This is a genomic window from Vibrio sp. JCM 18905 (assembly GCF_055393305.1).
Map to the genome: position 1 here is coordinate 726,529 of NZ_AP043880.1, position 14,366 is coordinate 740,894.

Below are 14,366 nucleotides of genomic sequence, written 5' to 3' on the forward strand. Positions count from 1 at the left end.
CAACTCATTCTAGCCCAATACACTCATTAAGTTAAAGATTGGCAAGTACATTGCTGTCACTAATCCGCCAACAACGATGCCTAAAAAAACGATAATTAGCGGCTCTAGAATTTTACTAAGGTTGTCGACGGTGTTATCGACTTCAAACTCGTAGATCGTTGCAACTTTATTGAGCATATCGTCAAGTCGACCAGACTCTTCACCGATCATGACCATTTGTAACACTAATTCAGGGAACACATTACAGTTACGCATGGCAACATACATTGGCATACCTGCGGCGGTATCACGGTAAACTTCTTCTATGGCGAGTTGATAGTGTAAGTTTCCTGAGGTTTTTGATGTGGTTTTTAAACTGGTTAGAATTGGAATACCCGCTGTAAAGCTTGTGGCGAGTGTTCGACTAAATTTGGCGATAGCGGCTTTTGATAATACAGGGCCCAGAACAGGAAATTTAAGCACAGAGCGGTTGAGCATTAAGCGAAAAGAATCTGAACGCTTAGAGAGGATTCTCGCCGAGATGAATAGACTGATAGAGCCTAGTGCTATAAAGGGGCTCCAGTTTTGTGTCCAGGCGGAAAGATCCAACACTTGCCTGGTAAACCAAGGTAAGTCAGCACCAAAACCAACAAACATTTTTTCGAACTCGGGAATGACTTTGGTGAGCATGATAAACGACACGCCTAACGCTACTAGCACTACCATGGCTGGGTAAATCAGTGCTTTGATCACTTTCGCACGAAGCTGCTCATTTTTTTCTCGGTAGGTGGCTAAGCGCTCGAACACTTCCGCTAAGTTACCGGATTGCTCACCTGTTGCGATAAGGTCGGTATAGAGTGGGTCAAAGTGTTCACTTGCAGTGCGCATGGCTTTTGACATGGGCGTACCGGCTTCAACGGCGCGTGTCACGCTCATCAAAATGGATTTCATCTCTGCTTTTTTATGGTTTTCTGAGACCAATTTTAAAGCCTGAACTAAGGGCACACCAGTTATCAACATCGTCGAAATCTGACGGGTGAACACCGTGATGTCTCTGCCTTTCACGCGATGGCTGAGTTTAGTGAGAAACGAGATACTGCTTTTCTTTAACTTCTTGATCTTGATGTGCTGTGCGTCTAGACGCTCGCGTACTTCAATTTCTGTCATCGCGAGAGTTTGTCCAGACGTCTTTTTGCCTGAACTGTTGATGCCTTTCCAGCGGAAGTTTTTAAGTTGTGGTGTAGTGGTTTTCATAGAGGAGACTGCTGATTAAAGGATTAAAAATAAAGTACGCGCTGTAGTTCACTAAAACTTGTGATCCCTTGTTTGAGTTTTTCTATGCCCGACATTTGTAACGTGCTCATACCATTTGCGATGGCGAGTTTTTCTAGTTCATGTACCGACGCGCCTTTAATAAGCGCTTCGGAAAGAAATTCATCAAAGCGCATCACTTCATAAATCCCCGTTCGGCCGGAATAACCATGGGTACACTCATTGCATCCATCGGGATTGGCTTTAAAAATGTTGTCGCTTGCTTGAATTCCGAGATGTTGTAGCTGAACGGTAAGCTCTTGTGATTGTTTGCAGTGCGAGCACAGTTTACGGGCTAAGCGCTGGGCAATAATCAAACTAAGAGATGAGGCCAAGTTAAAGCTTTCTACGCCCATGTTTGATAAACGAATAACCGTTTCAGCCGCAGAATTGGTATGCAAGGTTGAAAGTACTAAGTGACCGGTTTGCGATGCTTTTATGGCGATTTCCGCAGTGTCTAAGTCACGAATCTCACCGACCATGACCACATCGGGGTCTTGACGAAGAAAAGAGCGTAACGCCTCTGCGAAGCCAAAGCCGATCTTGGGTTGTACTTGTACTTGGTTAATGCCCGATAAGTTAATTTCTACCGGGTCTTCTGCTGTGGAAATGTTGATTTCTGGCTTATTGAGAATACTCAATCCAGTGTACAGAGAAACGGTTTTTCCGCTCCCGGTTGGCCCTGTCATCAGAATCATGCCTTGTGGGCGACGCAGCGCATCCAAGTACAATTGTTTTTGTTGTTTGCTATAACCAAGCTTGTCGATATCCAATGACGCAGAGCTGCTGTCGAGCAGTCGTAGTACAATTTTCTCTCCAAATAGAGTAGGTAGCGTGGATACACGCATATCAATTGCGGTGTCTTGATTCAACTTGAGCTTAATACGCCCATCTTGTGGTAAACGTCGCTCTGCAATATCAAGTTTAGAGAGGATTTTGATACGAGCGGATAAGCGGCGACTTAAGTGGCTTGGTGGCTGCTGTGTTTCAATTAAGATGCCATCACAGCGTAGGCGAACGCGGTACATCTTTTCATAAGGCTCAAAGTGGATATCGGATGCGCCTTTGCGCACAGCGTCCAACAGAATTTGGTTTATGTAACGGCTAACAGGAGACTCATCTTGGCTCAAGTCTTCAATGTTGTCGATTTCATCTGCGCCCACGTCAACCAGACTGGCTAACTCTTCTTGGTTGATCTCTTTTAATCCAGACTTTTCTTGCCCAAGTGCTCGGCCATATAAGCGCCGAATCGCAGCGGTCAGCTCGCGAAAATCAGCGAGAACAAGCTCTACTTGCAACCCTGTCGCAAAACGAAAGTCATCTTCTGCTTGTTGGTTCGTCGGGTCGGCAACGGCTAATAACAAAGTTGAAGGCGTGCGCTGGAGTGGGAGTGCGTTATGTCGAGTGATTAATTCACGTAGACCGAGTTGTTGACAAAGCGAAGCGTACTCATACTGAGATAACTCGGGCTGACTCAAACCAAAGAGAGAACTTAAGTGATCAGCTAGCTCGCTTGATGTTAATAATCCAGAACTGAGTAAAGCTTCCGGCATTGAAATGCCAGAAGCTTTGACTTGCTCAAGCAACGATTCTTCTTGGGAAAAGGTCAGTATTCCTGCTTGGCGAAGAACGGTTGAGAGGTTTCTAGACATAATACCTAGACTTAAGGTGTTCCAACATTTCGTTCACAGCCCTTTAAATCATCAGCTAGCATAGTTACCGGTATATCATGCTCACACTTCCACCCTGCACCTGTTCTTGTATACGTAACAACTTGCCCGTTCAAAGTAGCTTCAGCACCGTAAGTAAACGTCGTTGTGCCCTCAGTTTGTACATCACCATCCTTAACAAACGCCAGCGTACCCATCGCACTCATATCTGTAGCGGCACCAAAATCAGCCGCTTGGCCGTCCTCAGGAAATGAGCCTTCTTCTTGAATATACATATCAATATTGGTGAGAAGAGCTCTCGGAATACTCACCCCTGCGTTAGCTTCTGTTTTTATTACATAGCTCTTATATGCAGGTACTGCCAAAGCGCTTAGAATTCCAATAATCCCAACCACAATCATTAATTCAATCAGGGTGAAACCCTGTTGTTTTTTTTGTTTACTGTTTTTCATTTTTAACCCTTAATTAATAATGCTCTTGCATTAGCGAAAGATTATGGAGAGTTAAGGCGAGTTGAAAATGGGGAAGAGATGGGCTCTCGAGTGAGATAAAACTCTTTGGTAGAAAGTTGCATATTGCATGCAGAGTTTTGCGAGTAGTACTATTTTTTAATGGATAAAAAGAAAGGGCCTATTGGCCCTTTTTAATGATGAGTTACTCACAACTCACTGAGTTAGTTGAAGTAATTTGAGATTTGTTGCTTTTATTATTTGAAGCGCATCGAAAGATCCATCGCTTTTAAATGCTTAGTCAACGCGCCTACCGAAATGTAATCGACACCGGTTTCTGCGTATTCTGCGATGGTCTCTAGCGTAATGTTCCCTGAGTTCTCTAAAGCGGCACGACCTGCGTTAATCGCTACGGCTTCACGCATCATTTCTTTCGTGAAGTTATCTAGCATGATGATGTCGGCACCGGCGTCTATCGCTTGTTTCAACTCTTCTAAGCTTTCCGTTTCTACTTCTACTGGCTTGCCCGGGTTAAGCTCTTTCGCTTTTTGGATGGCTTGAGTGATGCCACCACAAGCAATAATGTGGTTTTCTTTAATGAGGTAAGCATCGAACACGCCGATGCGATGGTTAAAGCCACCACCGCATGTCACGGCGTATTTTAGTGCGCTACGCAGACCAGGAATGGTTTTGCGTGTGTCTAGTAGACGACACTCAGTATGCGCGATTTTTTCAGCGTACTCTGCGGTAACTGTTGCGCAGCCAGACAGCGTTTGGATGAAGTTCATTGCGTTACGCTCACCAGTTAACAAGTCACGAGCAGGGCCTGTCAGCGTACAAAGGGTTTGGTTAGGTTCGACTTTATCGCCGTCCTTTACGTGCCATTCAATGCTGACCTTACCACCGAGCTGTTTAAAAACTTCATCAGCCCATGCTTGACCACAGAACACACCATGCTCACGAGTAATAATCGTTGCGGTATTAACCGCCTCGGCAGGGATCAAAGATGCAGTAATGTCGTTATCTGCGTCGACACTGCCACCTAGATCTTCTTTTAAGGTATCAGCGACAGAGCGAGTGATCTCTAAAGGGAGTTGTTGTTTAAGGTATTCTAGGCGTTCTTGAATGTTGTGTGTGTTCTTCATCGCAAATCTTGTCTTGAAAGGGAGATGGCAACGGATGATACTCTCCGGTGTCAATAATTTCAGCAGTTAATTTGCAAAGAAGAGAGGTTGATATGCGCCCAATTATCGAGAATGGCTGGCTGACACAGGCAAAGCATGTTCCGTCACCATTTTTTGATGCCCGCTCTGATATAAACGACATCTCTCTGCTGGTGGTACACAACATCAGTTTGCCTCCTGGGCAGTTTGGTGGACCATATATAGAAGACTTCTTCACTGGCAAGCTAGACCCAAACGCACATCCATTTTTTGAAGTTATTCACAAAATGGGCGTTTCTGCACATTGCTTGATTAAGAGAAACGGCGAGGTTGTTCAATTTGTTTCTTTTCTCGATAGAGCATGGCATGCCGGTCAATCCAGTTTCGCGGGCAGGGAGCGTTGTAATGACTATTCCATTGGTATCGAGCTTGAAGGGACAGAATTTACTGCCTACACAGAAGCGCAATATCAATCACTTGCAAAGATCACTGAGGTAATTATGCAGTCTTATCCCCACATCACCCTGCCACGAATTACCGGTCATCAATATATTGCGCCCTTGAGAAAAAGCGATCCTGGTCTAAGCTTTGATTGGGTGAAATATAGACAGCTTATACAGCGTTGATTTGTAGCGAAAGTGTAAATTCAAAAAAGCGAAATAAATAAGGCATACGATCAGGTATGCCTTTTTTTGATACCAGAAATATTAATGATTGTTAAAAGTTAACTACACTTTTACGCTCGTATACGCCGTTTTGGTGAAGAAATAGACTGATAATTTTGTCATTTTCTGTATTTCTTTTCCAAAATTGCTAGCACGTCGACTTCCCATTTGTATGCTTTATGTAATTGGTCATACCAATTCTATTGCTGTTTTAACAGTCGATTGTTATCAGAGTGTTGGAAGTAAGCTCGTTCTATGATTTAGGTCAATTTTCGGCTGGACAGTGGCGTTTTAATTATGTTAATTTCTGCACCAACTTAAAATTGGTATTACCAATTACCTGCAAGAGTAGAAGAACAATAAATTATGGCTTATCAAAGGATTCGTCAGCCAAAACTCTCTGATGTTATCGAACAAGAGTTAGAAAGGTTGATAGTGGAAGGAACATTGTCTCCGGGGCAACAACTGCCTCCAGAGCGTGAACTGGCAAGACAGTTCGATGTGTCTCGTCCTTCAGTCCGAGAAGCCATTCAACGCTTAGAAGCGAAGCGTTTGTTAACTCGTCGCCAAGGTGGCGGAACATTCGTAAGTGAGAATATCTGGAAGAGCTTTTCAGATCCCTTGTTGAATTTGTTGTCTAGTCATTCTGAAACCCAGCTTGATGTGCTTGAGTCTCGTCATGCAATGGAAGGAATTTCAGCTTACTTTGCAGCTTTACGTGGTACCGAAGAAGATTTTGCGCGTATTCAAGGTTGCCTTGAACGCATTAGCCAAGAGCAAGCAAACAACGATATCGAAGCTGAATCTGCGGAAGTAATGCAATTTTTGATCGCTTTGACCGAAGCCGCGCACAACGTGGTTTTGTTGCACATTGTTCGAAGCTTAGCACCTTTGCTTGAGCAAAATATTCTACAAAATTTTAAATTACTACGTCGCCGCCCAGAAGCGGTCGAGAAAGTCAGTAAACACCGAGCCAATATCGTGGATGCGATTGTTTCTGGTCAGCCTGAAAAGGCGCGAGAAATGTCCCACTCGCACTTGGCTTACATCGAAGAAACATTGTTGGATTTGACTCGAGAAGAGTCTCGACGAGAGCGTTCTCTGCGTCGAATTCAGCAGGGTAACGACTCGTAAGAGCGTTACTTAAATAAGTAGATCCAACCAACAGAAGGATAGATCGCCATGTCTGATATGAAGCATGACGTAGATGCACTGGAAACTCAAGAATGGCTACAAGCGCTTGAGTCAGTTGTACGTGAAGAAGGTCTAGAGCGTGCTCAATTCCTATTAGAGCAAGTTCTAGACAAAGCACGTCTAGACGGTGTTGATATGCCAACAGGTATCACAACTAACTACATCAACACGATTCCTGCAGACCAAGAACCAGCATACCCAGGTGACACAACACTTGAGCGTCGTATTCGCTCAATTATTCGTTGGAACGCTATCATGATCGTTCTACGTGCATCTAAGAAAGACCTAGAGCTAGGCGGCCACATGGCGTCTTTCCAGTCTTCTGCTGCGTTCTACGAAACATGTTTCAACCACTTCTTCCGTGCGCCGAACGAGAAGGACGGTGGCGACCTAGTTTACTACCAAGGTCACATTTCACCAGGTATCTACTCACGTGCATTCGTTGAAGGTCGTCTAACTGAAGAGCAGCTAGACAACTTCCGTCAAGAAGTAGACGGCAAAGGTATTCCTTCATACCCGCACCCTAAACTGATGCCTGAATTCTGGCAGTTCCCGACAGTATCGATGGGCCTAGGTCCAATCGCTTCTATCTACCAAGCTCGTTTCCTTAAGTACCTAGAAGGCCGTGGTCTGAAAGATACTTCAGAGCAGCGCGTTTACGCGTTCCTAGGTGACGGTGAGATGGATGAACCAGAATCACGTGGTGCTATCTCTTTCGCTGCGCGTGAGAAACTAGACAACCTATGTTTCCTAATCAACTGTAACCTACAGCGTCTAGATGGCCCTGTAATGGGTAACGGTAAGATCATTCAAGAACTTGAAGGTCTGTTCAAAGGTGCTGGTTGGAACGTAGTGAAGGTAATCTGGGGTAACAACTGGGATTCACTACTAGCTAAAGATACTTCTGGTAAGCTTCTACAGCTTATGAACGAAACGATCGATGGCGACTACCAAACATTCAAATCAAAAGATGGCGCGTACGTACGTGAGCACTTCTTTGGTAAGTACCCAGAGACAGCGGCACTTGTTGCTGACATGACTGATGACGAAATCTTCGCACTTAAGCGTGGTGGTCACGAGTCTTCTAAGCTATACGCGGCATACAAAAACGCGGCAGAAACTAAAGGTCGTCCAACAGTAATCCTAGCTAAGACTGTTAAAGGTTACGGCATGGGTGAAGCGGCTGAAGGTAAGAACATCGCGCACCAAGTTAAGAAGATGGACATGACTCACGTACTACACCTACGTGATCGTCTAGGTCTACAAGACATCCTAACTGACGAAGCTGTGAAAGAACTTCCGTACCTGAAACTTGAAGAAGGTTCAAAAGAGTACGAATACCTACACGCTCGTCGTAAAGCGCTACACGGCTACACACCACAGCGTCTACCAAAATTCACTCAAGAATTCATCGTTCCTGAGCTAGAAGAATTCAAGCCACTACTAGAAGAACAGAAGCGTGATATCTCTTCTACTATGGCATTCGTACGTGCGCTAAACGTTCTACTTAAGAACAAGAACATTGGTAAGAATATCGTTCCTATCATTGCTGACGAAGCGCGTACATTCGGTATGGAAGGTCTGTTCCGTCAAATCGGTATCTACAACCCGCACGGCCAAACTTACACACCGGAAGACCGTGGCGTTGTTTCTTACTACAAAGAAGCGACTTCAGGTCAGGTTCTACAAGAAGGTATCAACGAGCTAGGTGCTATGTCTTCATGGGTTGCTGCTGCGACTTCATACTCGACAAACGACCTACCAATGATCCCGTTCTACATCTACTACTCAATGTTCGGCTTCCAACGTGTTGGCGACATGGCGTGGATGGCTGGTGACCAACAAGCACGTGGTTTCCTACTAGGTGCAACTGCGGGTCGTACAACGTTGAACGGTGAAGGTCTACAGCACGAAGACGGTCACTCGCACATTTTGGCGGGTACGGTTCCTAACTGTATTTCTTACGACCCAACATTCGCGTACGAAGTAGCAGTAATCATGCAAGACGGTATCCGTCGCATGTACGGTCCAGAACAAGAAAACGTGTTCTACTACCTAACGCTAATGAACGAAAACTACGCAATGCCAGCAATGCCAGAAGGCGCTGAAGAAGGCATCCGTAAAGGTATCTACAAGCTAGAAACTTACACTGGCGACAAAGCGAAAGTTCAGCTAATGAGCTCTGGTACTATCATGAATGAAGTACGTAAAGCAGCTCAAATCCTAAGCGAAGATTACGGTGTTGCTTCTGATGTTTACTCTGTAACGTCATTCAACGAACTAACTCGCGATGGTCAAGATGCAGAGCGTTTCAACATGCTTCACCCAGAAGCGGAAGCGAAAGTACCTTACATCCAAACAGTAATGGGTACTGAGCCTGCAATCGCAGCAACTGACTACATGAAGAACTACGCAGAGCAGGTTCGTGCATACATTCCTGCTGAGTCTTTCAAAGTTCTTGGTACTGATGGCTTCGGTCGTTCAGACAGCCGTGAAAACCTACGTCGTCACTTCGAAGTGAACGCAGGTTACGTAGTAGTAGCAGCGCTAACTGAACTAGCGAAACGTGGCGAAGTTGAGAAATCTGTAGTTGCAGAAGCAATTAAGAAATTCGACATCGACACAGAGAAAACAAACCCGCTATACGCTTAATTAAGAAGGTAGATAAGAAATGGCAATCGAAATTAATGTACCAGACATCGGTGCGGATGAGGTTGAAGTTACTGAGATTCTTGTAAGCGTTGGCGACAAGGTTGAAGAAGAGCAGTCTCTGATCACAGTTGAAGGCGATAAAGCTTCTATGGAAGTTCCTGCTTCTCAAGCGGGTATCGTTAAAGAAATCAAAGTTGCAGAAGGCGACAAGGTTTCTACTGGTTCTCTAATCATGATTTTCGAAGCCGAGGGTGCAGCTGGAGCTGCACCTGCTCCTGCGGCAGAAGCAGCTCCAGCAGCAGCTCCAGCTCCAGCAGCAGCGGCAGCAGAACTAAAAGAAGTTCACGTACCAGACATCGGTGGTGATGAAGTAGAAGTTACTGAAATCATGGTTGCCGTTGGTGACAGCATCGAAGAAGAGCAATCTCTTCTAACTGTTGAAGGCGACAAAGCTTCTATGGAAGTTCCAGCGCCATTCGCAGGTACGCTAAAAGAGATCAAAGTTGCAGCTGGCGATAAAGTATCGACTGGCTCACTTATCATGGTATTCGAAACAGCAGGTTCAGGCGCTCCAGTAGCACCAGCGGCAGCTGAAGCTCCTGCGGCAGCAGCTCCAGCAGCGTCTGCGGCAAAAGAAGTGAACGTTCCAGATATCGGCGGCGACGAAGTTGAAGTTACTGAGATCATGGTTGCCGTTGGCGACACAGTGGAAGAAGAGCAATCTCTAATCACTGTTGAAGGTGACAAAGCTTCTATGGAAGTTCCTGCACCATTTGCTGGTACGGTTAAAGAAATCAAGATTGCAGCTGGCGACAAAGTGTCTACTGGCTCACTAATCATGGTATTCGAAGTGGCGGGCGCAGCTCCAGCTCCAGCAGCGGCTCCAGCTCCAGCAGCGGCTCCAGCTCAAGCAGCAGCACCTGCCGCTCCGGCTCCTAAAGCAGAAGCTCCAGCGGCAGCAGCTCCAGCAGCGACTGGCGATTTCAAAGAAAACGACGAGTACGCTCACGCGTCTCCAGTTGTTCGTCGTCTAGCGCGTGAATTTGGCGTTAACCTATCTAAGGTTAAGGGTTCTGGTCGTAAGAGCCGTATCCTAAAAGAAGACGTTCAAGCTTACGTGAAAGATGCACTTAAGCGTCTTGAGTCTGGTGCAGGTGCAGCAGCATCTGGCAAAGGCGACGGCGCGGCTCTTGGTCTACTACCATGGCCAAAAGTGGACTTCAGCAAGTTTGGTGAGACAGAAGTTCAACCGCTATCTCGCATTAAGAAGATCTCTGGTGCAAACCTACACCGTAACTGGGTAATGATCCCGCACGTTACACAGTGGGATAACGCAGACATCACGGCTCTTGAAGCATTCCGTAAAGAGCAAAACGCGATTGAAGCGAAGAAAGACACTGGCATGAAGATCACGCCACTTGTGTTCATCATGAAAGCGGTAGCTAAAGCGCTTGAAGCGTTCCCAGCGTTCAACTCTTCTCTATCAGAAGACGGTGAGAGCCTAATTCTGAAGAAATACGTGAATGTTGGTATCGCGGTAGATACACCAAATGGTCTAGTTGTTCCTGTATTTAAAGACGTGAACAAGAAAGGCATCTACGAGCTATCTGAAGAGCTAATGGCGGTTTCTAAGAAAGCACGTGCTGGTAAGCTAACTGCGGCTGACATGCAAGGTGGCTGTTTCACTATCTCTAGCCTAGGTGGTATCGGCGGTACTGCGTTTACTCCAATCGTAAACGCGCCAGAAGTTGGTATCCTAGGTGTGTCTAAGTCAGAGATGAAACCGGTATGGAACGGTAAAGAGTTTGAACCGCGTCTACAACTTCCACTATCTCTATCATACGACCACCGTGTGATCGATGGTGCTGAAGGTGCGCGCTTCATCACTTACCTAAACTCATGTCTATCTGACATTCGTCGTCTAGTTCTGTAATAGAAATTAGATGAATGAGAGGCGGCAACTTAGCCGCCTCTGCTAATCATAATTACCGACAATTTGGTTATCAGCCTTGCTTCGTTCAGGGTTTTCACAATCGAATTGTTGTCTAGCTCACAGGCTAAATTGATTTACTTTTCACACCATTAACATCTCTGTAAACTGTTAGCGGTCTGAAAATAACTGTTTAAAACAAATCTCTCTTAAACATAAAAAATCGATACCCACTCAGCCTGTTAGGGATAATGACTACAAGAGGTCAAAATGAGCAAAGAAATTAAAGCCCAAGTTGTTGTACTTGGTTCTGGTCCTGCTGGTTACTCCGCTGCATTCCGTTGTGCGGATTTAGGTCTTGAAACTGTACTAGTTGAACGTTACAGCACGCTTGGCGGTGTATGTCTGAACGTGGGTTGTATCCCATCTAAAGCACTGCTTCACGTTTCTAAAGTAATTGAAGAAGCGAAAGCGATGGCTGACCACGGCGTTGTGTTCGGTGAGCCTCAAACAGACATCAGCAAAATCCGCATCTGGAAAGAAAAAGTTGTTAACCAACTAACTGGCGGCCTAAGCGGCATGGCTAAGATGCGTAACGTAACAGTAGTTAACGGTTACGGTAAGTTCACTGGCCCTAACTCTATCCTTGTAGAAGGCGAAGGTGAGCCAACAGTTGTTAACTTTGACAACGCAATCGTTGCGGCTGGTTCTCGTCCAATCAAACTGCCATTTATCCCGCATGAAGACCCACGTATTTGGGACTCTACTGACGCTCTTGAACTAAAAGAAGTGCCAGAAAAACTGCTTATCATGGGTGGTGGTATCATCGGTCTAGAAATGGGTACGGTTTACCACTCTCTAGGTTCTAAAGTTGAAGTTGTTGAAATGTTTGACCAGGTAATTCCTGCAGCAGACAAAGATATCGTGAAAGTATTTACTAAGCGTATCAAAGACAAGTTCAAGCTAATGCTAGAAACGAAAGTAACAGCAGTTGAAGCAAAAGAAGACGGTATCTACGTTTCAATGGAAGGCAAGAAAGCGCCAGCTGAAGCTGAGCGTTACGATGCGGTTCTAGTAGCTATCGGTCGTGTACCAAATGGTAAGCTAATCGACGGTGAAAAAGCGGGTCTAGAAATTGACGAGCGTGGCTTCATCAACGTTGATAAGCAAATGCGTACTAACGTTCCTCACATCTTCGCGATCGGTGATATCGTTGGTCAACCAATGCTTGCTCACAAAGGTGTGCATGAAGGTCACGTAGCTGCTGAAGTTATCTCTGGTAAGAAGCACTACTTCGACCCTAAAGTTATCCCTTCAATTGCGTACACTGAGCCAGAAGTAGCTTGGGTTGGTAAGACTGAAAAAGAAGCGAAAGAAGAAGGCATCAAGTACGAAGTGGCGACATTCCCATGGGCAGCATCAGGTCGTGCAATCGCATCTGACTGTGCAGACGGTATGACTAAGCTAATCTTCGACAAAGAAACTCACCGCGTAATCGGTGGTGCTATCGTTGGTACTAACGGTGGTGAACTACTTGGTGAAATCGGCCTTGCAATTGAGATGGGCTGTGATGCAGAAGATATCGCTCTGACTATCCACGCTCACCCAACTCTACACGAGTCTGTAGGTCTAGCTGCTGAAGTATTTGAAGGTTCAATCACTGACCTGCCAAACAAAAAAGCAGTTAAGAAGAAGTAAGCTTTTTCTGACTTAATGATAGAAACCGCTGCATTGCAGCGGTTTTTTTATGTTTGTTAGGTAGGAATATAAACTTGTGCTCGGCTGACAGCAGACAATAAAAAGCCCACCAAACGGTGGGCTGACATATATTGCGAGTTAAGCTTTAGTGTTCACGGTTGTAAATGCAAAGCATGTCTAAGTATGAACTAACAAGGTGCTTAAGTTCCGCTTCACTTTTTGCACGGTTCGCTTGGACAAACAGTGAGTAACAAATACCGTGGAACAAGTTTGCCAAGTGTTCTGAATCGTGCTGATCACACACTTCGCCACGTTCAATCGCTTTAATGAACATGTTTTGTACCAGCAACTGGTTAGTACGGTTAGTTGAAACAAACAATGGCCATACTTCGTCACGTGTTGAAGCACTCCACTCGAACCAAACTTTTAGCCAGTGACAATCTTGGCTGACAAGCTCGATCATCGCATTAGTAATATTGGCGATGTTTTCACGCGCGTGTAGGTCTAAGTCAATGTTATCCGATAGGAAGTTCGAGAACTGACGTACGACGTGATTGAGTACTTCATCCACTAAGTCTTCACGAGTCGGGAAGTAGTTAAAAACGGTCGCCACAGAAACTTGAGCAATTTCTGCGATATCTGCATGACCACCACGACCGATGCCGCGGCGCGCAAACACTTCCAATGCGATTTCCATTAACTGTTGCTTACGCTTAATCGGGGAAAGCCTAGTTCTAGGTCTCTTTGCAATTGAGTCCATATCCATTTTCCTTGCCATTTGAGTTGATATTGGGGGTAACCCCCTAATTGATTATTTTAATAGTTGCTTAAAGCAGTGATGAGTGTAATGGTGCATATCAACAAGGTCAACATCTGTAGAACAATTTATATACAGTAATGTCATTATTATTGATAAAATTAGCTATGAACTTTATAAAACTAAGACCTTCTTCCAAGATTTTTTGGCAACAGGATGTGACTTTCAACCCAATGAACGTGGTGATACACTACACGCCGTAAGATTAGGTGATCGTTTGCGTGCGACTTACCTCAACCCACAAATTAGATTGAGCACAGTATGAAACATACAATAGAAGTCATGATTTCTGAGCAAGAAGTTCAGGAACGAGTTCGTGAATTAGGCAAACAAATTACAGAGCGTTATCAAGGTAGTGAAGATCTTGTGTTGGTAGGCTTATTGCGTGGCTCATTTGTATTTATGGCAGACTTGGCACGTGCTATCGAACTGACTCACCAAGTTGATTTTATGACAGCGTCAAGCTACGGCAACACAATGGAAAGTTCACGTGACGTTCGTATCTTGAAAGATTTGGATGATGACATCAAGGGCAAAGACATTTTGCTTGTTGAAGACATCATTGATACAGGTAACACACTAAATAAAATCCGTGAGATCTTATCACTGCGTGAGCCGAAGTCTATCGCGATTTGTACGCTCCTAGATAAACCATCTCGTCGTGAAGTGAATGTTCCTGTGGATTGGATTGGTTTTGAAATCCCAGATGAGTTTGTCGTTGGTGTGGGTATTGATTACGCGCAGAAATACCGCCACTTACCATACATCGGTAAAGTTGTACCTCAAGAATAATCATTGAGAGCAGCATTAAAAATATAAAAAAACGCCCATCTCAGAT

The 14,366-nt window shown here is 45.0% G+C and carries 11 protein-coding genes; 6 read left to right on the top strand and 5 right to left on the bottom strand.

Translation table 11 applies throughout. From position 1 onward, the window contains the following. Positions 1-9 precede the first annotated feature (9 nt). The 4 genes from ACZ5ZC_RS20145 to nadC all read right to left on the bottom strand — a co-directional run bounded on the left by ACZ5ZC_RS20145 (position 10) and on the right by nadC (position 4,554). The gene (locus ACZ5ZC_RS20145; protein ID WP_074191781.1) at positions 10-1,233 is read right to left on the bottom strand and encodes a type II secretion system F family protein; all 1,224 of its coding nucleotides are present in this window, start codon (positions 1,231-1,233) and stop codon (positions 10-12) included. Between the two features lie 23 nt (positions 1,234-1,256). Continuing rightward, positions 1,257-2,942, bottom strand: a complete 1,686-nt coding sequence (gene pilB / locus ACZ5ZC_RS20150) for a type IV-A pilus assembly ATPase PilB (protein ID WP_464932224.1) — start codon at positions 2,940-2,942, stop codon at positions 1,257-1,259. Between the two features lie 11 nt (positions 2,943-2,953). Continuing rightward, entirely contained in the window at positions 2,954-3,412 is a 459-nt protein-coding gene (locus ACZ5ZC_RS20155) for a pilin (protein ID WP_464932225.1), read from the bottom strand. A gap of 254 nt (positions 3,413-3,666) precedes the next feature. Beyond that, a complete protein-coding gene (nadC, locus tag ACZ5ZC_RS20160; protein WP_054867115.1) occupies positions 3,667-4,554 on the bottom strand; it encodes a carboxylating nicotinate-nucleotide diphosphorylase in 888 nt (295 codons plus the stop codon). A gap of 92 nt (positions 4,555-4,646) precedes the next feature. Here nadC and ampD point away from each other — a divergent pair, with 92 nt between their 5' ends. The 5 genes from ampD (at position 4,647) to lpdA (ending at position 12,711) form a co-directional block, all read left to right on the top strand. Beyond that, on the top strand, positions 4,647-5,198 hold the full coding sequence (gene ampD / locus ACZ5ZC_RS20165) for a 1,6-anhydro-N-acetylmuramyl-L-alanine amidase AmpD (RefSeq protein ID WP_464932226.1): 552 nt from the start codon (positions 4,647-4,649) through the stop codon (positions 5,196-5,198). 405 nt (positions 5,199-5,603) lie between these two features. After that, entirely contained in the window at positions 5,604-6,371 is a 768-nt protein-coding gene (gene pdhR / locus ACZ5ZC_RS20170) for a pyruvate dehydrogenase complex transcriptional repressor PdhR (protein ID WP_005396680.1), read from the top strand. A gap of 48 nt (positions 6,372-6,419) precedes the next feature. Further along, a complete protein-coding gene (aceE, locus tag ACZ5ZC_RS20175; protein WP_005396679.1) occupies positions 6,420-9,083 on the top strand; it encodes a pyruvate dehydrogenase (acetyl-transferring), homodimeric type in 2,664 nt (887 codons plus the stop codon). A gap of 19 nt (positions 9,084-9,102) precedes the next feature. Beyond that, positions 9,103-11,016, top strand: coding sequence for a pyruvate dehydrogenase complex dihydrolipoyllysine-residue acetyltransferase (gene aceF / locus ACZ5ZC_RS20180; RefSeq protein WP_464932227.1), 1,914 nt, complete (start codon positions 9,103-9,105; stop codon positions 11,014-11,016). A 267-nt stretch (positions 11,017-11,283) separates the two neighbouring features. After that, positions 11,284-12,711, top strand: a complete 1,428-nt coding sequence (gene lpdA, locus ACZ5ZC_RS20185) for a dihydrolipoyl dehydrogenase (protein WP_005379993.1) — start codon at positions 11,284-11,286, stop codon at positions 12,709-12,711. Between the two features lie 145 nt (positions 12,712-12,856). Here lpdA and opaR read toward each other — a convergent pair whose 3' ends face one another. After that, complete coding sequence (gene opaR, locus ACZ5ZC_RS20190) at positions 12,857-13,471, bottom strand: transcriptional regulator OpaR (protein WP_031780576.1); 615 nt, start codon at positions 13,469-13,471, stop codon at positions 12,857-12,859. A gap of 318 nt (positions 13,472-13,789) precedes the next feature. Here opaR and hpt point away from each other — a divergent pair, with 318 nt between their 5' ends. Then, positions 13,790-14,320, top strand: a complete 531-nt coding sequence (gene hpt, locus ACZ5ZC_RS20195) for a hypoxanthine phosphoribosyltransferase (protein ID WP_005379995.1) — start codon at positions 13,790-13,792, stop codon at positions 14,318-14,320. The last annotated feature ends 46 nt before the right edge of the window (positions 14,321-14,366 follow it).